The sequence below is a fragment of the Pseudonocardia sp. DxW genome (assembly GCF_058448985.1).
In genome coordinates this window covers 14410-34194 of record NZ_JBZFLK010000015.1, presented here as the reverse complement: position 1 = coordinate 34194, position 19785 = coordinate 14410, and the positions used below count along the sequence as shown (strand labels likewise).

General features: G+C 74.5%; 16 protein-coding genes and 2 pseudogenes. 14 read left to right on the top strand and 4 right to left on the bottom strand.

Annotated elements, in window-relative coordinates:
• The first annotated feature begins 38 nt into the window (after window positions 1-38).
• The 6 genes and pseudogenes from ACVJO7_RS22475 to ACVJO7_RS22450 all read left to right on the top strand — a co-directional run.
• Window positions 39-1136 carry a hypothetical protein gene (locus ACVJO7_RS22475; RefSeq protein WP_491674509.1) on the top strand — a complete coding sequence of 366 codons (1098 nt, stop codon included), beginning with the start codon at window positions 39-41 and terminating at the stop codon, window positions 1134-1136.
• Between the two features lie 183 nt (window positions 1137-1319).
• Entirely contained in the window at window positions 1320-2399 is a 1080-nt protein-coding gene (locus ACVJO7_RS22470) for an ABC transporter substrate-binding protein (RefSeq protein WP_491674508.1), read from the top strand.
• Complete coding sequence (locus ACVJO7_RS22465; RefSeq protein ID WP_344018197.1) at window positions 2396-3223, top strand: ABC transporter ATP-binding protein; 828 nt, start codon at window positions 2396-2398, stop codon at window positions 3221-3223. The genes ACVJO7_RS22470 and ACVJO7_RS22465 overlap by 4 nt, the downstream gene beginning before the upstream one ends.
• On the top strand, window positions 3220-4002 hold the full coding sequence (locus ACVJO7_RS22460) for an ABC transporter permease (RefSeq protein ID WP_491674507.1): 783 nt from the start codon (window positions 3220-3222) through the stop codon (window positions 4000-4002). The genes ACVJO7_RS22465 and ACVJO7_RS22460 overlap by 4 nt, the downstream gene beginning before the upstream one ends.
• Window positions 3999-4889, top strand: a complete 891-nt coding sequence (locus ACVJO7_RS22455) for an ABC transporter permease (protein WP_491674506.1) — start codon at window positions 3999-4001, stop codon at window positions 4887-4889. Before ACVJO7_RS22460 ends, ACVJO7_RS22455 begins: the two co-directional genes overlap by 4 nt.
• Window positions 4890-5019: 130 nt before the next feature.
• Window positions 5020-5190 (top strand): annotated as a pseudogene (locus ACVJO7_RS22450) (helix-turn-helix transcriptional regulator); the annotation flags it as partial.
• A 609-nt stretch (window positions 5191-5799) separates the two neighbouring features.
• Here the strand turns inward: ACVJO7_RS22450 and ACVJO7_RS22445 are convergent.
• From ACVJO7_RS22445 to ACVJO7_RS22435, 3 genes and pseudogenes are all read right to left on the bottom strand, one after another.
• Window positions 5800-5874, bottom strand: a pseudogene (locus ACVJO7_RS22445) (hypothetical protein); the annotation flags it as partial.
• Window positions 5875-6250: 376 nt separating this feature from the next.
• Window positions 6251-6739: a cupin domain-containing protein gene (locus tag ACVJO7_RS22440; protein WP_491674505.1), complete on the bottom strand. Its 489-nt coding sequence runs from the start codon at window positions 6737-6739 to the stop codon at window positions 6251-6253.
• A gap of 25 nt (window positions 6740-6764) precedes the next feature.
• Complete coding sequence (locus ACVJO7_RS22435) at window positions 6765-7325, bottom strand: TetR/AcrR family transcriptional regulator (protein WP_491674504.1); 561 nt, start codon at window positions 7323-7325, stop codon at window positions 6765-6767.
• Between the two features lie 340 nt (window positions 7326-7665).
• On the opposite strand from ACVJO7_RS22435, the gene urtA reads away from it, so the two are divergent.
• From urtA to atzF, 8 genes are all read left to right on the top strand, one after another.
• On the top strand, window positions 7666-8925 hold the full coding sequence (gene urtA, locus ACVJO7_RS22430; RefSeq protein ID WP_344018181.1) for an urea ABC transporter substrate-binding protein: 1260 nt from the start codon (window positions 7666-7668) through the stop codon (window positions 8923-8925).
• Between the two features lie 86 nt (window positions 8926-9011).
• Window positions 9012-9896, top strand: coding sequence for an urea ABC transporter permease subunit UrtB (gene urtB / locus ACVJO7_RS22425; RefSeq protein ID WP_344018179.1), 885 nt, complete (start codon window positions 9012-9014; stop codon window positions 9894-9896).
• Window positions 9893-10999 (top strand): urea ABC transporter permease subunit UrtC, encoded by a 1107-nt coding sequence (gene urtC / locus ACVJO7_RS22420; protein ID WP_491674503.1) that lies wholly within the window; start codon window positions 9893-9895, stop codon window positions 10997-10999. The genes urtB and urtC overlap by 4 nt, the downstream gene beginning before the upstream one ends.
• Complete coding sequence (gene urtD, locus ACVJO7_RS22415; RefSeq protein ID WP_344018176.1) at window positions 10996-11775, top strand: urea ABC transporter ATP-binding protein UrtD; 780 nt, start codon at window positions 10996-10998, stop codon at window positions 11773-11775. Before urtC ends, urtD begins: the two co-directional genes overlap by 4 nt.
• Window positions 11772-12476, top strand: coding sequence for an urea ABC transporter ATP-binding subunit UrtE (gene urtE, locus ACVJO7_RS22410; protein ID WP_344018175.1), 705 nt, complete (start codon window positions 11772-11774; stop codon window positions 12474-12476). Before urtD ends, urtE begins: the two co-directional genes overlap by 4 nt.
• 106 nt (window positions 12477-12582) lie before the next feature.
• Complete coding sequence (locus ACVJO7_RS22405; RefSeq protein WP_344018174.1) at window positions 12583-13329, top strand: GntR family transcriptional regulator; 747 nt, start codon at window positions 12583-12585, stop codon at window positions 13327-13329.
• 23 nt (window positions 13330-13352) lie between these two features.
• Complete coding sequence (gene uca / locus ACVJO7_RS22400) at window positions 13353-16958, top strand: urea carboxylase (protein WP_491674502.1); 3606 nt, start codon at window positions 13353-13355, stop codon at window positions 16956-16958.
• Window positions 16955-18694 (top strand): allophanate hydrolase, encoded by a 1740-nt coding sequence (gene atzF / locus ACVJO7_RS22395; RefSeq protein WP_491674501.1) that lies wholly within the window; start codon window positions 16955-16957, stop codon window positions 18692-18694. The genes uca and atzF overlap by 4 nt, the downstream gene beginning before the upstream one ends.
• On the opposite strand, the gene ACVJO7_RS22390 is transcribed toward atzF, so the two are convergent.
• Entirely contained in the window at window positions 18667-19680 is a 1014-nt protein-coding gene (locus ACVJO7_RS22390) for a DUF808 domain-containing protein (protein WP_491674500.1), read from the bottom strand. The genes atzF and ACVJO7_RS22390 overlap by 28 nt on opposite strands.
• Window positions 19681-19785: the final 105 nt, after the last annotated feature.

Sequence of the window (19785 nt, the reverse complement as noted above, 5' to 3'; positions counted from 1 at the left end):
TACGTTCGCCCGGCACGTCCGGCACCGGGGGAGACACGATGTCGCTGAGCCGCCGCACCCTGCTCGGTGCCGCCGCCGTCCTGTTCGGAGCGGCCGCCTGCTCGGCGTCCGCGGTCGACCGGATCACCGGCGCGCCGCCCGCCCCGCCGGACCCGGACGACCCGTTCGGCAGCTTCTTCGAGCGGCTGGCGGCCGCCCCGCAGGGCTGGTCGCTGCACCTCGACGACGGCCGCGGCGGCGTCCTCGAACACCGCGCCGACGAGCTCTCGCCGCTCGCCTCGGCGTCGACCGTGGTGCACCTCGCCGCGTACGCGCGGGCGGTCGCGGCGGGTTTCCCCGCCGACGCGCCGGTCCCGGTCGCCGAGTGGGCGCGCTGGCACGTGCCCGGCACCGACGGCGGTGCCCACCAGCGGGCGCTGGCGACGCTCGGCGCGACCGCGGAGAGCACCGTGACCTGGACCGACGTCGTCGACGCGATGCTGCTGCACGGTGACGTCGCCGCCGCCGACCTGCTCCGCGAGACCTTCGGCGACGACCCGCTGACCGAGGCCGCCGCGGCCGTCGGCCTGCCCGGCCCGGACCTGCCGTGCTTCGCGGGCGAGACCCTGCGATCCTGGTCGGCGCCGGTCGACCCGGCCAGCCGGCGGGCCGACGCGCTGGCCGCCGGGCAGGAGTACGCGGCGTCGCCGCAGCGCCGCGCCGAGGTCGCCGACCGGATGGCCGCGGCCGGCGCGAAGACGACCCGGGCGCTCGCCGATCCCGGCTACTGGGCCGGCTCACCCGGCGGCACCGCGCGCGGGCTGGCCGCCGCGCACCGGGCCTGCGCGAGCGGCGACCTCGGGGTGCCCGGCGCCGGGCGGGTCGCCCGCGGCCACCTGGAGCGGGTGCCCACCGGGAAGCTCCCGGACGGCGCGGGCGCGGTCGGGGTGACCGACGGCAGCCTGCCCGGGGTGCTCGCCGCCGGCCTCTACCAGCGGCACGACGACGGCACCGTCGCGACCGCGGCGCTGCTGCTCACCGGGGCGGTGCTGGACCCGGACGGGACGGACGCCCGGTCCCGGACCGCGGTGGCGGCGCCGCTGCGGGCGCTGCGCTCGCCGCAGACGTGGGACCGGTTCGCGGCGCTCGCCGGGTGAGCGCGGGCGGCCGGCGGCCACCGACTGGTTGATCTGGCTGTTACCGCGCGGCAACCGGCAATCGCGCGCGAATTCCTAGATTCGGCGGATCGTCGGTGTCGGGGGACCGGACGGGGTGGGGGGAGTCGACCACGCCTGCGGTCGGCCGACGATCCGTCGTCGCCGTCGTCAGGAGCACCGTCCATGCGTTCCGCTCGCCCCTACACCCCGTCCCGCCGGGACGTCCTCCGCCTCGCCGGGATCGGCGCCGGTCTCGGCGCGGCCGGCCTGGTTCTCGGCGCCTGTGGCTCCGGCGGGTCCGAGCCGGCCGAGGCCGCGGCCGGCGAGTTCGGGGACATCGCGATCCAGCTGTCCTGGATCAAGAACATCGAGTTCGGCGGCGAGTACATGGCCGACTCCCGCGGCTACTACACCGAGGCGGGCTTCTCGAACGTCGAGCTGGTCAGCGGCCCGGTGGACAGCGCCGACGCGCTCGTGCTGGCCGGCAACGTCGACATCGGCATCACCGCCCCGGATGCCACCGCCCGGTTCATCACCGAGCAGGGCGCCCCGCTGAAGGTCATCGGCAGCACCTTCCAGCGCAACCCGTTCTGCATCCTGTCGCTGGAGGACGGCACCCCGATCCGCACCCTGGCCGATCTCGCGGGCAAGCGCATCGGCATCCAGGCCGGCACCAACCAGCAGATCTTCGCCGGGCTGCTCGCCGCCAACGACATCGACCCGTCGACGATCGAGCAGGTCGTCGTCCAGTACGAGCCGGCCCCGCTGGTGGAGGGCACCGTCGACGGCTTCATGGCGTTCCTGACCAACGAGCCGTTCCTGGTCGCCGCCGACGGGCACACGCCGGTCACGCTGTCGTTCGCCGACAACGGCCTGCCGCTGACGTCGGAGGTGTTCACCGTGCTGCAGGAGACGATCGACGAGCGCCGGGACATGCTCAAGGCGTTCCTGAGGGCCGAGATCCGCGGCTGGACCGACGCCGTCGCCGAGCCCGCCGAGTCCGCCCGGCTGGCCGTCGAGGTGTACGGCGCCGATCTCGGCCTGGACATCCCCGGGCAGACCGAGCAGGCGATCGCGCAGAACGACCTGATCGTCACCGACGACACCCGGGCCAACGGGCTGTTCACCTCCACCCCGGAGGCGCTGGAGCGGACGATCGGCGCGATCGGCGACATGGGCATCTCGATCACCGCCGAGGAGCTGTTCGACCTGTCGCTGCTCGACGAGGTCTACGCCGAGAACCCGGACCTGGTCACGGCATGACCGAGACGGCAGCCGGCCGGATCGCCACGACCGACCCGGCGGCCCATCCGGCCGCCGCGACCGGGATCAACATCCGAGGCCTGACCAGGACGTTCAGCATGGGGCGGCAGTCGGTGCAGGCGCTGTCCGAGGTGGACCTGGGCACCGCGCAGAACTCGTTCCTGTCGCTGCTCGGGCCGTCCGGCTGCGGCAAGTCGACGATCCTGCGGATCCTGGCCGGGCTGGACACGCCGTCGTCCGGGGAGGCATTGATCAACGGCAGGTCCACCCGGGAGATCCAGCGTGACCACGAGCTCGGCATCGCCTTCCAGGAGGCGGCGCTGCTGCCGTGGCGCAGCGTCACGGCGAACATCGCGCTGCCGCTGGAGGTCGCCGGGATCACCCCGGAGAAGGGCCTGATCGACGGCCTGGTGGAGCTGGTCGGGCTCACCGGGTTCGAGAAGGCGAAGCCGGCGCAGCTCTCCGGCGGGATGCGGCAGCGGGTCGCGATCGCCCGCTGCCTGGTCGTGCAGCCCACCGTGATGCTGCTCGACGAGCCGTTCGGGGCGCTGGACGACATGACCCGCCAGCGATTGAACGTGGAGCTGCTGCGGATCTGGACCGAGCGCCCGGCGACCACCCTGATGGTCACCCACGGCATCTCGGAAGCGGTGTTCCTGTCCGACGTCGTCGCCGTGATGAGCGCCCGGCCCGGCCGGATCGTCGAGGTCGTCGAGATCGACCTGCCGCGCCCCCGGGCGCCGCAGCTGACCCGCACGCCGGAGTTCCACGGCTACGTCGACCGGCTCTCGGAGATCCTGTTCGGCGGGGGTGCGGCGGAGTGAACGCCCGCGTCGGCGGCGCGATCGGGGTGCTGGTCATCCTCGGCGTGTGGTGGCTCGCGTCGGTCACCCTGTTCACCGGGAGCGGCGCCATCCCGACCCCGGGCGCCGTGCTGGCCGAGATGCTCTCGCCGCAGCGGTGGGCCTCGACGCTGCGCAACTCGGTGTCCACGGTGACCGCGGCGACCCAGGGCTACCTGCTCGGCAACGGGCTGGCGGTGCTGCTCGCCGTCGTCGTGATCCTGGTGCCGCGGTTCGAGCCGCTGGCCCACCAGATCGCGATCGTCACCTACTGCATCCCGCCGGTGGCGATCGGGCCGGTGATCGTCATCGTGGCCGGCCGGGACGCGCCGTCCGGGGCGTCGGTGGTGCTCGCCGCACTGCTCTGCTTCTTCACCACGGTGGTCGGCTGCCTGGTCGGGCTGCGCGCCGCCCCGCGGGCCGGGCTGGACCTGGTGCGTGCCTACGGCGGCTCGTCCTGGACGGTGCTGCGCAAGGTGCAGCTGATCTCCGCGCTGCCCAGCCTGTTCGCCGCGCTGAAGATCGCCGCGCCGTCGGCGTTCCTCGGCGCGATCCTCGCCGAGTACCTGGGCAGCGGCGGCGAGCAGACCCTCGGGCGCGCGCTGATCGCCGCCCAGACCCAGGCCGACGCGCCGCTGCTCTGGTACCTCGCCCTGGTCAGCGGCCTGTTCTCCGGGGTCGCCTACCTGCTCGTCGGGCTGGTTGCGCGGGTCGTGACACCGTGGTCCTCGGGCACCGACGTCATGGCGGGTGCCCGGTGACCGCCGTCCTCGCCGCCGGGACCACGACCGGCGCCGGGCTCGGCTCGGTGGCCGCCGCGGTGGCCCGCCGGGCCGCCAGGGCCGCGCTCACCGTCGCCGTCGCGCTGGTCGCGCTGGTGATCCTGTGGACCGTGCTGCTGTGGGTGTTCGACGTGCCCTCGTTCGTCGGAAAGCCCCCCTGGGAGGTGCTGCAGTACCTGTTCGCCGAGGACCCGGCGCGCGGGGTGCGGCCGGCGTCGCTGTCCGCGGCCGACGCCCGCGCGCAGAGCTTCGGGGCGCTGTGGGTGACGCTGGGCAACGCCGCGCTCGGCTTCGTCACCGGGATGGGACTGGCCACCGTCACTGCCGTGCTGTTCGTGCTGTTCCGGCCGTTCGAGCTGGCGTTCATGCCGATCGCGATGCTGCTGCGGTCGGTGCCGCTGGTCGCGATGGCGCCGCTGCTGCTGCTGATCTTCGGGCAGGGCCCGCTCGGGATCGCGGTGATCGCCGCGATCGTGGTGCTGTTCCCGGTGCTGGTGAACGTGGTGCTCGGGCTGAACTCGGTGCCCGCGCAGACGGTAGACCTGATCCGGGTCAACGGCGGATCGGCGTGGACGGTGATGGTCAAGGCGCGCCTGCCCTCGGCGCTGCCGCAGCTGCTCGCGTCCGCCCGGATCTCGGTGCCGGGCGCGATCGTCGGCGCAATGCTGGCCGAGTGGCTGTCCGGGTTCGTCGGGATGGGCGGGGTGCTGTCCGGGTACAACGGCTCCGGCAACTACGGCGGCGTCTGGACGATCGTGGCGCTCGCGGTGCTGGTGTCGATCGTGCTCTACGAGGTGATGACCGTCGTGGAGACCGCGGCGCTGGCGAGCTGGGGGCCGGACGCCGGGCGGCCGCCGCAGGGGTGACGCGGCCGGCTGCGGTGTCGTCGTTGCCGCGGCGGGATCCACGGGTGATTCAGCTGCCGGGCTATGGCGCTGCGGTCCGGGCGCTGTGGTCCCACCGGGGTGGCTCGCCCGCGCGAGGAGAAGGGTGCAGATGTCGCGCGAGATCGGGGTTCGCATCGACCGGGCCCGCGCCGCCGCCGGTCTGAGCCGGCGGCGCCTCGCGGCCACGGCCGGGCTCGCCCAGGCCACGCTGTCCCGGATCGTCGCGGGCAGCCGCCCCCCGACCGTCCCGGAGCTGGTGGCCATCGCCGACGCGACCGGGACGACGCTGTCCGCGCTGACCGGCGAAGGGGTGGAGGCCCGGGTGCACTGTGTCGCGCGCGCGACGAACGGATCGGAGATGGCCGCGATGCGGTCGGCGCTCCTGCACTGCCTCGCGGTGAGGCCCGGATCGGCCCGGTCGCGGGGGGCGCGGGCCGGGCGGGGTGAGCACGCGCACGATCCCGGCGCCGGTGTCGCCGTGGGCGTCCGGCCGGCCGAGCACGACGATCCGGCCGGCCGGCCGGCCGGCGGCTGCCCGGCAGGCACGACGTCGGGCTCCGTCGGACGCTCGGACCGACGCATGCTGCAGGACGAGATCCGGCAGCGCCGCACCGACCTCCGAACGCTGTCGGTCGGAACGATGACACGTCCGCCACAGACACGCGACCCGGCGACTGAGTTCGTCCGGGGTGATGGTCGGTGGGCCGTCACCTTCCCCCACGGCGAACGACGCCCGGGTGAGCGCCTGCCGGACCCCGGGCACGACGTGGTGAACAGCCGTGGACCATGCCCTGACGGGCGCGGTGAACTCGCCGCCCGTCAGGTCGGCCACGTCGTCGAGGCCGAGTGCACGTGTCATCTGGACCAGCAGCTCGAGGGAGTTCAGCGGGCGGATACCGGTCTCGATCTTCTTGAGCCAGTCGCTGCTCCGGCCGACGAGGCCAGCCCGTACGGGACGCGACATCCCCCGAGCCTCACGTGCAGCCCGGATGCGCTCGCCGGTGCTCGGCGCGTTCACCTGCTCCTCAGTCGCATGGCCGGTCACGGTAGCGTCGACGACCGGCATCCGAAGGCTCCGTGACGGGCCGGGTGGGCCGGTGGTCCGGATGGAGCCTGTGGAAGGAAGCGAGCCATGACGGTCGTCGGCGTCACCGGGCACGGCAACCTCACCCCCGACGCGCTGGACCCGGTCCGGCGCGCACTGCGCGACCACCTCCGTCCACTGCGGACCGGGCTGGTCGGCGTCAGCTGCATCGCCCGCGGCGCCGACCAGGTCTTCGCCGACGTGGTCCTGGCGCTCGGCGGCGCGCTCGAGCTGGTGCTGCCCGCGGCTGACGGGGTCAGCGGCGCGGCGCCGGGAGCGCGGCGAGCAGCCGCCACAGTGGACGCTGCAGCGCCTCCGGCACGCCCTGCAGCACGAAGCTCAGGTCGTGCTCGACGTTGATCCGGGCCAGCCGGCGCAGCGGCGGCAGCCGGCCCGCGTCGGCGAGGGCCCGGAACTGCTCCTCCAGCGGACCGGCCGGGCTCTCCACGGTGCGGATCCGGACCGGCCCGGAGGTCGGGTTCGCGAACGCGTGCACCACGCCGGGTGGCACGGTCACCGACTCGCCGGGGCCGATGACGCGGCTGTCCCGGCCGATCCGGACCCGCAGCTCGCCGTCGACCACGGTGAACGTCTCGGTCTCGAACCGGTGCCGGTGTGCGGGCGGCCCGGCCAGCCCGGGCGGGATGACGGCCTCGACCTCGAAGGCGGCGCCGCCGGTGCCCGATCCGGTGCGCAGGAAGGTCAGCGTCTCGCCGGTCGGCATGATCAGGCGGTCGAGGCTCATCGTGTCGGCTCCGGGGTGGGAGGGGTCAGGATGGCAGCGCCAGCGCGGTGAGGTCGGCCATCGCCGCGTCCGCCTCGGTGAACTCGCCGGTGACCAGTGCGTCGTGCAGCAGGCCGCGGGCGGCACCGATCACGAGCCGGGCCCGGGTACGGGCGGCCGCCGGTGCCAGGCCGCCCCGTTCGAGCAGCGCGCCGAGCGGCGCGATCCAGGGTGCGACGAGGGTCTCCCGCAGCCGGGCGGCGTGCGCCCGGCCCTGCATGGCCTGCGCGGACAGCTCGAAGAACAGCGGGCCGTAGCGCCGGGCCCCGGCCGAGACGGTCACCCAGAACCGGTCGACGACCTCCCGCGGGCCGGCCGCCGGATCGGCGGTGAGCGCGGCCAGGGCCGCCTGCTGGCCCGCCTCCACGGCCGCGACGACCTCGGTGAGCAGCCCCTCCCGGGAGCCGAAGTGGTAGATCAGCATCCGGTGGCTGGTGCCGGTCGCGGTGGCGAGCGCGCGCAGGCTGCGGTCCGCGATCCCCTGCCCGGCGAGCTGCTCGACGACCGTCTGCAGCAGCCGGTCCCTGGCCGGTCCGGCACCTGTCACGTACCGGATGGTACGTCTCGCTCGACCGGGCTCCCATGGCGTCCTCCGCGGGCCGTACCGATTGGTACAGACTGTGTACCAGATGGTACGTGCGGCGGCCAGGGAGTGCCCGTGTCACCCGATCGTGTTTCGGGCGGATGACGCCGGAGCGGGTGTCGCGGGGGTCTCCGGAAACGGCCCGGCAACGGCGATCGTGCTGTCGCCGCAATACGGCGTTCCTACGGTACTCACCGCCGGATCCACGGATGTATCCAGCAGTTCAGGCCGGGTACCGGGCAACGGGACCCGGCCCGGCCGAGCCCCGGGGACGTCCTCCGGTGCGCTTCACGGAGGCGTTGTGATGAGAAGTGCGAAGCGGCTGCGCCGCGCCCTGGCGGGGGTCGCCCTGCTGTCGATGGGGTTGGGGATCGCCGCCTGCGGTGCCCGGGTCGACGACGAGGCGGACGCCGGTGCCGCCGCGGCGTCCTGCGTCGACACCAGCGGGGACAGCGTCAAGATCGGCTTCCTGAACTCGCGCTCGGGCACGATGGCGATCAGCGAGAACACCGTCTACAACAGCCTCGCGATGGCCGCCGAGGAGATCAACGAGGCCGGCGGCGTGCTGGGCAAGCAGCTGGAGGTCGTCGCCGAGGACGGCGCCTCCGAGCCCACGATCTTCGCCGAGAAGGCCGAGAAGCTGATCCGGGCCGACTGCGTGGCCGCGGTGTTCGGCGGCTGGACCTCGTCCTCCCGCAAGGCGATGCTGCCGGTCTTCGAGTCGAACGACGCGCTGCTGTTCTACCCGGTGCAGTACGAGGGCCTGGAGTCCTCGGAGAACATCTTCTACTCGGGCGCGACCACCAACCAGCAGATCGTCCCGGCCCTGGACTACCTCAAGGAACAGGGCGCGACCAGCCTGTTCCTGGTCGGCAGCGACTACGTCTTCCCGCAGACCGCCAACAAGATCATCAAGGCGTACGCCGAGGCGAACGGCATCGAGATCCTGGGCGAGGAGTACGCCCCGCTCGGGCACACCGACTTCTCCACGATCGTCTCCAAGGTCCGCGACGCGGGCGCCGACGCCGTGTTCAACACCCTCAACGGCGACTCCAACGTGGCGTTCTTCAAGGAGTACAAGAGCCTCGGCCTGACCCCGGACACGATGCCGGTGCTGAGCGTGTCGATCGCCGAGGAGGAGGTCGGCGGCATCGGCGTCGACAACATCGTCGGCCAGCCGGTGGCCTGGAACTACTACCAGACCATCGACAGCCCGGAGAACGCCGAGTTCGTCGCCGCCTTCAAGGCGCGCTACGGCGACGACAAGGTCACCTCCGACCCGATGGAGGCCGCCTACACCTCGCTGTACCTCTGGAAGGCGATGGTCGAGAAGGCCGACTCGTTCGCCGTGCCGGACGTGCAGGCGGCCGCCGACGGCGTCACCTTCGACGCCCCCGAGGGCACCGTCACCGTCAACGGCGACAACCACCACATCGCCAAGACCGCGCTGATCGGCAAGATCGGGCCGGACGGCCTGATCTACACCGAGTGGTCCTCCGGTGAGCCGATCGAGCCGGACCCGTACCTGGAGTCCTACCCCTGGGCGAGCGGGCTCGCCGGCTGATCCGCACCGCCCGACCATCCCGGGCGGGTGGCCCGGCGCGCCGCGACGGCGCGCCGGGCCATCGCCGCCGGTCCTCCGGAGGACGCATGGAAACCCTCGTCACACAGGTCTTCAACGGCCTGTCCGTCGGCTCGATCCTGCTGCTCGCGGCACTGGGTCTGGCCCTGACGTTCGGTCAGATGGGCGTCATCAACATGGCGCACGGTGAGTTCATCATGGCCGGCGCCTACACCGCGTTCGTCGTCCAGCAGGCGCTCGGCGCGGCCGGGCTCTCGCTGCTGGCGTCGCTGCCGCTGGCGTTCGTCATCGGCGGCCTGCTCGGCGTGGTGCTGGAGCTGACCCTGCTGCGCCGCATGTACCACCGGCCGCTGGACACCCTGCTGGTGACCTGGGGCGTGGCGCTGGTCCTGCAGCAGCTCGCCCGGGACATCTTCGGCACCGCCGGGGTGGACGTCGCGGCGCCCGCCTGGCTGGCCGGGCCGGTGCAGATCCTCGGCTTCTCCTTCCCGCGGTCCCGGCTGTTCATCCTGGTGCTCGCGGTCCTGTCGGTCACCGCGGTGGTGCTGCTGCTGCGCTACACCTCGCTCGGCCGCCGGATCCGGGCGACCGTGCAGAACCGGCAGCTCGCCGAGTCCTCCGGCATCTCCACCCGCCGCACCGACATGCTGACCTTCTTCATCGGCTCCGGCCTGGCCGGGGTCGCCGGCGTCGCGCTCACCCTGATGGGGTCGATCTCGCCGAACCTGGGCAGCAGCTACATCGTCGACGCCTTCCTGGTCGTCATCGTCGGCGGGCTCGGCCAGCTCAAGGGCGCCATCATCGCCGCCTTCTCGCTCGGCGTCGCCCAGTCCTGGATCGAGTACACGACCTCGGCGTCGATCGCGAAGGTGCTGGTGCTCGCGCTCGTCGTCGCCTTCCTGCAGTTCCGCCCACAGGGGATCTTCGCGCTGCGGACGAGGAGTCTGGTGTGACCACACTGCTGCGGAGCCGCTACGCGGTCGGGCTCGGGTTCCTGGCCGCGGCGGTCGTCCTGTTCGCCGTCGCCCCGCTGGTGCTGTCCGACTTCCGGCTGAACCTGCTCGGCAAGTACCTCTGCTACGCCATGGTCGCCGTCGGCATCGGCCTGGCCTGGGGCCGCGGCGGCATGCTCACCCTGGGCCAGGGGGTGTTCTTCGGCATCGGCGCCTACCTGATGGCGATGCACCTCAAGCTCGCCGACGCCGGGCCCGGCGGGGCCCCCGACTTCATGACGCTGATCTCCTCGGACGGCGTCCCGTGGTGGTGGGAGCCGTTCCGCTCCGGCGCCGTCACCGTCGTCGCGATCCTGGTGCTGCCCGCGCTGCTGGCGACCGTGCTCGGCCTGGCGACGTTCCGGCGCCGGGTGCGCGGCGCCTACTTCGCGATCCTGTCCCAGGCGCTGGCCGCCGCGTTCGCGATCCTGCTCGTCGGCAACCCGGCCACCACCGGCGGCTCGACCGGGCTGAACAACTTCCGCGGCTTCTTCGGGTTCTCGCTGCGGGACCCGGCGAACCGGCTGATGCTCTACTTCATCGCGGCCGGCGTGCTGCTCGCGATGCTGCTGGTCGCCCGCCAGCTGATGGTCAGCCGGTACGGCGAGCTGCTGGTCGCCTGCCGCGACTCCGAGGAGCGGGTCCGCTTCCTCGGCTACGACCCGGCGACGGTGAAGACCGTCGCGTTCGCCGTCGCCGCCCTGATGGCCGGCATCGGCGGGGCGCTGTTCGTCCCGATCGTCGGGATCATCTCGCCGAACGACGTCGGCGTCGTCCCGTCGATCGGGCTGCTCATCGGCGTCGCGATCGGCGGCCGCACCACCCTCGCCGGGCCCGCGCTCGGCGCGATCGCGGTGGCCTGGGCGGCGTCGTCGCTGTCCGAGCAGTTCCCGTCCGGCTGGACCTACGTCCAGGGCCTGATGTTCATGCTCGTCGTCGCGTTCCTGCCGGGCGGCATCGCCTCGCTGGTGACGCTGCGCCGGCGCCGCCGCGCCGGACCGCCCGCGGACGACGGACCGGCGGACCGATCCGTACCCGAACCGGCCGGAGGGGCCCAGCGATGACCGACGACCTCGAACTGACCGATCTCACCGTGACCTTCGACGGCTTCGTCGCGGTCGATCACGTCGACCTCACCGTCGGGGCGGGCGACCTGCGGTTCCTGATCGGGCCGAACGGCGCCGGCAAGACCACCCTGATCGACGCCGTCTCCGGCCTGGTGCCCGCCACCGGCACCGCCCGGTTCGCCGGGGCCGACCTGCTCGGGCGCAAGGTGCACGCGGTCGCCCGGCTCGGGATCGGCCGCACCTTCCAGACGGCGACCGTGTTCGAGCAGCTCACCGTGCTGCAGAACCTGGACATCGCGGCCGGCGCCGGCCGCTCCCCGTGGACGCTGCTGCGCCGCAGGCGCAGCACCCCGGCGGTGGTGACCGAGGCGCTGGAGACGGTCGGGCTGACCGCGCTGGCCGACGCCCCCGCGGGGACCCTGGCGCACGGCCAGAAGCAGTGGCTGGAGATCGGGATGCTGCTCGTGCAGGACGCCCGGCTGCTGATGCTCGACGAACCGGTCGCCGGGATGAGCGCGGAGGAGAAGGACGAGACCGGCCGGCTGCTGCAGCGGATCAGCGGCGACCACACGGTCGTCGTCGTCGAGCACGACATGGACTTCATGCGGTCCTTCGCCCGGTCGGTGACCGTGCTGCACGCCGGCCGGGTGCTCTCCGAGGGCACGGTCGCGCAGGTGCAGGCCGACCCGAAGGTGCAGGAGGTCTACCTCGGGCCCGGGCACCACACCGCCGAGGAGGCCGCGATCGTGCTCGGTGCGGAGGTGGCCGGATGAGTGGGCCGATGCTGCTCGTCGACGGCGTCGACGTCGCCTACGGCCGGACGACGGTCGTGCACGGCGTGACCGTCGAGGTGCCCGCCGACGGCGTCACCTCGGTGCTCGGGCACAACGGCGCCGGCAAGACCACCCTGCTGCGCGCGGCCGCCGGGCTGCTGCCGGCCTCGGCCGGCCGGGTGCTGCTCGACGGCGAGGACGTCACCGCGCTCCCGCCGAACCGGCGGGTGGCCCGCGGGCTCGCCTACGTGCCGCAGGGCCAGCAGTCGTTCGGGCAGCTGACCACCTGGGAGAACCTGCAGGTCGTCGCGGACGGCCGGCGCCGCGGCCGGGCGCTGATCGACGAGTCGCTGGACCTGTTCCCGGCGCTGCGCGAGCTGCTCGGCCGGGCCGCGGGCCTGCTGTCCGGCGGGCAGCGCCAGCAGCTCGCCATCGCCCGCGCGCTGATCACCGAGCCGCGGCTGCTGATCCTGGACGAGCCCACCGAGGGCATCCAGCCCTCGGTGGTCACCGAGATCGAGCGCACCATCGTCGATCTCACCCGGCGCGGCGGGCTGTCGGTGCTGCTGGTCGAACAGCACGTCGGCTTCGCGCTGGACGTCGCGGGCGGCTACTACGTGCTGGCCTCGGGCCGGGTGCGGGCGTCCGGCGCGGGCGGCGGCGCAGCGGCCGTCGACGTGCGGTCGGCGATGGCGATCTGACGATGGAGGGCTGCGGGGCGGGGACCGGCAGGCCGGGAACCAGCAGGCCGGGAACCAGCAGGCCGGGAACCAGCACCGTGGCGGCCCGACCCGGAACCATGGACCCGTGGACGAGCAGAGCACGGTCATGTCGTCGGCCGCGGTGATCCCGGGCGGGGAGCAGCCGCCGCCGTTGCGCGAGCAGGTCTACGTCGCCATCCGCGACGCCGTCCTGAACGGCGATTTCCCGGCCGGCGAGCGGCTCACCGAGCCGAAGCTGGCGAAGCGGTACGGGATGTCCCGGACCCCGGTCCGGGACGCGGTGACCCGGCTGCTCGCCGACGGCCTGCTGAACCGGGAGGAGTACGGCTACTCGGTGGTCGTGCCCAGCGTGTCCCGGGTCCGCGACCTCTACGAGGTGCGGATCGCGGTCGAGCTGCGCGGCATCGCCCGGTGCATCGAGAACCCGGGCGTCCGGCACGACACCGGGGCGCTGGAGACCGAGCTGGCGTACTGGCACGACCTGCGGGCCGCCCCGCCCCAGCCGGCGCCGGAGTTCGTGCTCGCCGACGAGCGGTACCACGCGGCGCTGCTGTCGGCGTCCGGCAACGCCGAGCTGGTCGCCGTGCTGACCGACGTGAACAGCCGGATCCGCCGGGTCCGGATGTACGACTTCATCATCCCCGGCCGCATCGAGACCTCCATCGACGAGCACATCGAGATCGTCGAGCGGGTGCTGGACGGCAGGCTGGAGACCGCGCACCGGCTGCTGCACGAGCACATCGGCGCCTCGCTGGAGATCGTCGTCGAGCGGGCCACCCGGGCGCTGGTCGCGATGAACGCCCGGGAGTCGGGCCTGCCGCCACGGCCCTGACCCCGATCCTGACCTGGAGTCCCGTGTTCGACACCCTGCTGGTCGCCAACCGCGGCGAGATCGCCCGCCGGATCATCCGCTCCGCCCGCGGGCTCGGCCTGCGCACGGTCGCCGTGTACTCCGACGCCGACTCCGACGCGCTGCACGTGCTGGAGGCCGATCACGCGGTGCGGCTCGGCCCGGCGCCGCCCGCGGAGTCCTACCTGCGGGCCGACGCCGTGCTCGGCGCGGCCACCGCCACCGGAGCCGGCGCCGTGCATCCCGGGTACGGCTTCCTCGCCGAGAACGCCGGGTTCGCCGAGTCCTGCGAGCGGGCCGGGCTGCGGTTCGTCGGCCCCACCCCCGGGCAGCTGCGGGCCTTCGGCGACAAGCACGCGGCCCGCACCGCGGCCCGCGCCGCCGGGGTGCCGGTACAGCCCGGGTCCGGGCTGCTCGGTTCCGCGGCCGAGGCGGTCGCGGCGGCCGCCGGGATCGGGTACCCGGTGGTGCTGAAGGCGGTCGGCGGCGGCGGCGGGATCGGCATGCGGGTCTGCCACCGGCCGGACGAGGTGCCCGCCGCGTTCGCCTCGGTGACCCGCACCGCGGCCGCCCAGTTCGGCTCGTCCGGGGTGTTCTGCGAGCGCTACGTGACCCGGGCCCGGCACGTCGAGGTCCAGCTGTTCGGCGACGGCGCGGGCCGGGTGGTCAGCCTGGGCACCCGGGACTGCACGCTGCAGCGGCGGCACCAGAAGGTGGTCGAGGAGGCACCGGCGCCCGATCTGCCGCCCGCGGTGGCAGCGACGGTCACCGCGACGGCCAGGGCGCTGGCCCGGTCGGTCGCCTACCGCTCGGCCGGGACCGTCGAGTTCGTCTACGACGCCGACCGGTGCACCGCCTCGTTCCTGGAGGTGAACACCCGGCTCCAGGTGGAGCACCCGGTCACCGAGCTGGTCACCGGGATCGACCTGGTCGGCTGGATGCTGCGGCTGGCCCGCGGCGAGCACGACCTGCTCGACGGCGTCCCGGACACCGGGCCGCCGGTGACCGGGGTGGCCGTGGAGGCGCGGATCTGTGCGGAGGACCCGGCGCGGGACCACCGGCCGTCGTCCGGGCTGCTCACCCGGGTCGCGTTCGGGCCGGGCGTGCGGGTGGACGGCTGGGTGGAGACCGGCACCGTGGTCGGCCACCACTACGACCCGATGCTGGCCAAGGTCGTCGCGCACCGGCCGACCCGGGCGGCCGCGCTCGACGCGCTCGGCGCCGCCCTGGACGCGACCGCGGTCGACGGCGTGTGCACCAACCTCGACCAGCTGCGGGCCGCCGTGCGGGAACCGGCGGTGCGCCGGGCCCGGCACACCACCGCGACGCTGGCCGCCGGTCCCGGCGGATCGGCCGCCCGGATCGACGTGCTCCGCGGCGGCACCATGACCACCGTGCAGGACCTGCCCGGCCGCACCGGGCTGTGGGAGGTCGGGATCCCGCCGTCCGGGCCGATGGACGACCTCTCGTTCCGGCTGGCCAACCGGTGCCTCGGCAATCCCGACGGCACGCCGGCGCTGGAGGCGACGCTGACCGGGCCGGCGCTGCGGTTCACCCGGCCCGGCCGGGTGTGCGTCACCGGCGCCGGCGCCCCGGTCACCGTCGACGGCGATCCGGTCCCGATGTGGACCGGGGTGGACGTGCCCGCCGGGGGCCTGCTCGACGTCGGCGCCCCGACCGGCGCCGGCCTGCGCACCTACGTCGCGCTCGCCGGCGGGCTGGACGTGCCGTCGTTCCAGGGCAGCGCGTCCACCTTCACCCTCGGCGGGTTCGGCGGGTACACCGGCCGCGCGCTCGCCACCGGCGACGTGCTGGCACCCGGCAGCTGCCCGGCGGGCGAGCCCGCTCCGGCCGGGACCCGGCCGGAGATCGGCCACGAGTGGGAGCTCGCGGTCACCGAGGGCCCGCAGCCGGCGCCGGACTACTTCACCCCGGACGACATGCGGCAGTTCTACGGCACCGCGTGGACCGTGCAGAGCCACGCCAACCGGACCGGCATCCGGCTGTCCGGGCCGCGCCCGCGCTGGGCCCGGCCCGACGGCGCCGACGCCGGGCTGCACCCGTCGAACCTGCACGACAACGCCTACAGCGTCGGCGCGCTCAACGTCTCCGGGGACACCCCGATCCTGCTCGGCCCGGACGGACCCAGCCTGGGTGGGTTCGCCTGCCCGCTCACCGTGGTCAGCGGGCACCGCTGGAAGCTCGGCCAGATCCGGCCCGGCGACACCGTCCGGTTCGTGCCGGTCGGCACGGCCGCGGCCGGCCGGATCCGCGCCGAGGACGGCGTCCGGTCCCGCGCCCGGCTGCCGGCCGGGCTGCGCACCGGCCCGGACGGCGACGACGGCGTGCTCGCCCGCCGGCCGGCCGGTCCGGACGCCCCGGCGGTGGCCTACCGGCGCGGCGGCGACGACAACCTGCTCGTCGAGTACGGCGAGCAGGTGCTCGATCTCGGGCTGCGGCTGCGGGTGCACGCGCTGGCCGCCGCGCTGCGCGAGCACGCCCCGGCCGGGCTGGTCGATCTCACCCCCGGCGTCCGGTCGCTGCACGTGCACGTCGATCCGGACGTGCTGCCGGTGCGCCGGCTCGCCGGGCTGCTCGCCGCGATCGAGGACGGGCTGCCCGCCACCGACGAGCTCGCCGTGCCGAGCCGCACCATCCGGCTGCCGCTGTCGTTCGACGACCCGGTCGTCCGGACCGCGATCGAGCGGTACTCGGCCGGCGTCCGGCCGGACGCGCCGTGGCTGCCGTCGAACATCGAGTTCGTCCGCCGGATCAACGGCCTGGACCGGCCGGACGACGTCGAGCGGATCATGTTCGACGCCGAGTACCTGGTGCTCGGCCTGGGCGACGTCTACCTCGGCGCGCCGCTGGCCGTCCCGGTCGACCCGCGACACCGGCTGGTCACCACCAAGTACAACCCGGCCCGGACCTGGACCGCCGCCGACACCGTCGGGCTCGGCGGCTCCTACCTGTGCGTCTACGGCATGGAGTCGCCGGGCGGCTACCAGCTCGTCGGCCGGACCGTGCCGATCTGGTCCGGCTACCGGCAGCGGCCGCCGTTCGAGGACGGCGTGCCGTGGCTGCTCCGGTTCTTCGACCGGATCCGCTGGTACCCGGTCACCCCGGACGAGCTCGCCGAGCAGCGGACCGCGTTCGCGGCCGGCCGGTTCCAGCCGGAGATCGGGCACGGCGAGTTCACCCTCGCCGCGCACCGCGCGTTCCTGGCCCGCAACGCCGGCTCCATCGCGGCGTTCGAGCGGCGCCGGGCCGCGGCCTTCGCCGCCGAGCGGGACGCCTGGCGGGCCTCCGGCGAGCTCGGCCGGGTCGCCACCGGAACCCCCGCAGCCGCACCGCGGGCCACCGCCGGGATCGACGTCCCGCCCGGCGCGCGGGTGGTCGAGGCGCCGATGGCGGCCGGGGTGTGGCGGATGCACGTCACCGCGGGCGACCGGGTCACCGAGGGCGAGCCGCTGCTCACCCTGGAGGCGATGAAGCTGGAGATGGACGTCCCGGCCCCGGTCAGCGGCACCGTCCTGTCGGTGCACGTCGCGCCGGGCGACCAGGTGGGCAGCGGCCATTCGCTGGCCGTGATCGGGGAAAGGGCAGCATGACCGACAGCCACGTCGCCGCCGGGATCGAGCGGGGGCTCCCGCCGGTCGAGCGGGTCCGCGAGGCCTACCGGCGGATCGCCGCGGCGGACCGGCCGGAGGTGTGGATCACGCTGCGGCCGGAGCGCGACGTGCTCGCCGACGCCGCGGCCGTGCAGCGCAGGCTGGCCGCCGGCGAGCAGCTGCCGCTGGCCGGGCTGCTGACCGCGGTGAAGGACAACATCGACGTCGCCGGGGTGCGCACCACGGCGGCCTGCCCGGAGTACGCCTACCTCCCGCACACCGACGCGACGGCGGTCGCCCGGCTGCGCGCGGCCGGTGCGGTGATCGTCGGCAAGACCAACCTGGACCAGTTCGCGACCGGCCTGGTCGGCACCCGCAGCCCGTACGGCGCGGTCCGCTGCTCCTGGGACCCGGACCGGATCTCCGGCGGCTCGTCGTCCGGGTCGGCGGTCGCGGTCGGGCTCGGGCTGGCCGATCTGGCGCTCGGCACCGACACCGCCGGGTCCGGCCGGGTCCCGGCCGCCTTCCAGGGCATCGTCGGGGTGAAGGCGACGCCCGGCGTGGTGCCCTCCACCGGGGTGGTGCCCGCCTGCGCCGACTACGACTGCGTCTCCGTGCTCGCCGCCGACCTGCGCACCGCCCGGCGGGCGATGGCGGTGCTCAGCGGCTTCGACCCGGCGGACCCGCGCAGCCGGGTCTGGCCCGCCGACCTACCGCTCGCCGCGCCGGACCGGCCCCGCGTCGTCGTCCCGCGGGCGGCCGACCTGGCCGCGCTCACCGCCGGCTACCGGCGGGCGTTCGCCAGGGCCGTCGCCGGGCTGCGCGCCCGCGGCGCGGACACCGTCGAGGCCGACGTGTCGGTGCTGCTCGACGCCGCGACCCTGCTCTACGACGGCGCGCTGGTCGCCGAGCGGTACACCGCGGTCGGCGGCTTCCTCGACGGCCGCCCGGCCGGGGCCGATCCGGTGGTCGCCGGGATCGTGCGGGCCGCCGCCGAGCCGCGGGCGCACGACTTCGCGGCCGACCTGGACCGGGTCGCCCGCGCCCGCAGGTACGCCCGTCACCTGCTCGACGGCAGCGCGGCGCTGCTGCTGCCCACCACCACCGAGCACCCCACCCTGGCCGAGGTCGGCGCCGACCCGGTCGGGGTCAACCGGCGGCTCGGGACCTACACCAACTTCGCCAACCTGCTCGACATGCCGGCGGTCGCGGTGCCCGCCGGCTGCGCCGACGGCGGGCCGTTCGGGGTGACGGTGCTGTCCCCGAGCATGCACGACCACGTCGCGCTGGACGTCGCGGCGCTGATCACCGGCGGCGCGCCGGGGCCGCTGCTGACCGTGGACGTCTGCACCGTGCTGGTGGTCGGCGCGCACCTGCGCGGCGAGCCGCTCAACCCGCAGCTGCGGGTGCTCGGCGCCCGGTTCCGCGGCGAGGTCACCACCTCCGACGCCTACCGGCTGGTCGCGCTCGCCTCGGTGCCCGCGAAACCCGGCCTGGTCCGCTGCGGGCCGGGCCGGGGCGCGCCGATCGCGGGCGAGCTGTGGGACCTCCCGGCCGCCGGGCTCGGCCGGTTCCTGGCCGGGCTGCCGTCACCGATGTCGCTGGGGAAGGTCGAGCTGTCCGACGGCCGCTGGGTGGTCGGGTTCGGCTGCGCCGCCGACGCGGGGGCGGACGGCGCCGACATCACCGAGCACGGCGGCTGGCGGCGCTACCTGCTGGCGTCCGCCGGGTCCTGACCGTCCTGGCTGTCGTGGCCGTGGCCGTGGCCGTGGTCGCCGGTGCCGGCCGCCCTCCGCCTCGGCACCAGGTGCGCCACGGCCACCACGAGCGCGCCCACCACGGCACCGACGATCGCCGAGCCGACCGTGTTGGTGAGCCAGCCGAGGAACCCGCCGAGCGCCCCGGTCGCGTCGTGCACCAGCAGCTCGACGTGGTGCACCAGCGCGTAGGGCGCGTGCAGGCCCAGCTCGTCCGCGCCGACCAGCAGGATGTGCCCGCCGACCCACAGCATCGCCGCGATGCCGACCACCGACAGCACCGACAGCACGATCGGCATCGCCCGGACCAGCCCGCGGCCCAGCGCGCTGACCGCTCCGGCGTCCCGCGCGGCCAGCGCGAGGCCGGCGTCGTCCATCTTCACGATCAGCGCGACGACGCCGTAGACCAGCACGGTGATCGCGACCGCGACCACCGCGAGGATCACGGCGCGGGACACGAACCCCTCGGCGGCGACCTCGTTGAGCGCGATCACCATGATCTCGGCGGAGAGGATGAAGTCGGTGCGCACCGCGCCGGAGACGACGCTCCGCTCGTGGCCCTCCGGATCGGCCGCGGCGGCCTCGTCCTTGGCCTCCGGATCGGGTTCGTGGCCGGACAGCTTCTCCCAGATCTTCTCCGCGCCCTCGTAGCAGAGGTAGAGCCCGCCGAGCATCAGGATCGGGGTGAGCAGCCACGGCGCGAACTGGCTCAGCAGCAGCGCCACCGGCAGGATGATCAGGAGCTTGTTCCGCAGCGATCCCTTGGCGATCCGCCAGATGATCGACAGCTCCCGCTCCGGGCGCAGGCCCTGCACGTAGCGGGGCGTCACGGCGGCGTCGTCGACGACCACCCCGGCGGCCTTCGTGCCGGCCCGCCCGGCGGCGCCCGCGACGTCGTCCAGCGACGACGCGGTCAGCCGGACGAGGGCGGCCACGTCGTCCAGCAGTGCGAAGAGCCCGCTCACCGGGCGTCCGAGGTCGGCACCCGGCCGAGCCTACGGCTCCGGTGTCGCGACGCAACGGCCACCGGCCGGTGCGGCACGAGATCCCGGCCGCGAGACCGTGTCCGC

Coding starts and splice junctions, on each gene's coding strand:
- ACVJO7_RS22475 (WP_491674509.1), top strand. CDS start 39: ATGTCGCTGAGCCGCCGCACCCTGCTCGGTGCCGCCGCCGTCCTGTTC.
- ACVJO7_RS22470 (WP_491674508.1), top strand. CDS start 1,320: ATGCGTTCCGCTCGCCCCTACACCCCGTCCCGCCGGGACGTCCTCCGC.
- ACVJO7_RS22465 (WP_344018197.1), top strand. CDS start 2,396: ATGACCGAGACGGCAGCCGGCCGGATCGCCACGACCGACCCGGCGGCC.
- ACVJO7_RS22440 (WP_491674505.1), bottom strand. CDS start 6,739: ATGAGCCTCGACCGCCTGATCATGCCGACCGGCGAGACGCTGACCTTC.
- urtA (WP_344018181.1), top strand. CDS start 7,666: ATGAGAAGTGCGAAGCGGCTGCGCCGCGCCCTGGCGGGGGTCGCCCTG.
- urtB (WP_344018179.1), top strand. CDS start 9,012: ATGGAAACCCTCGTCACACAGGTCTTCAACGGCCTGTCCGTCGGCTCG.
- urtD (WP_344018176.1), top strand. CDS start 10,996: ATGACCGACGACCTCGAACTGACCGATCTCACCGTGACCTTCGACGGC.
- urtE (WP_344018175.1), top strand. CDS start 11,772: ATGAGTGGGCCGATGCTGCTCGTCGACGGCGTCGACGTCGCCTACGGC.
- atzF (WP_491674501.1), top strand. CDS start 16,955: ATGACCGACAGCCACGTCGCCGCCGGGATCGAGCGGGGGCTCCCGCCG.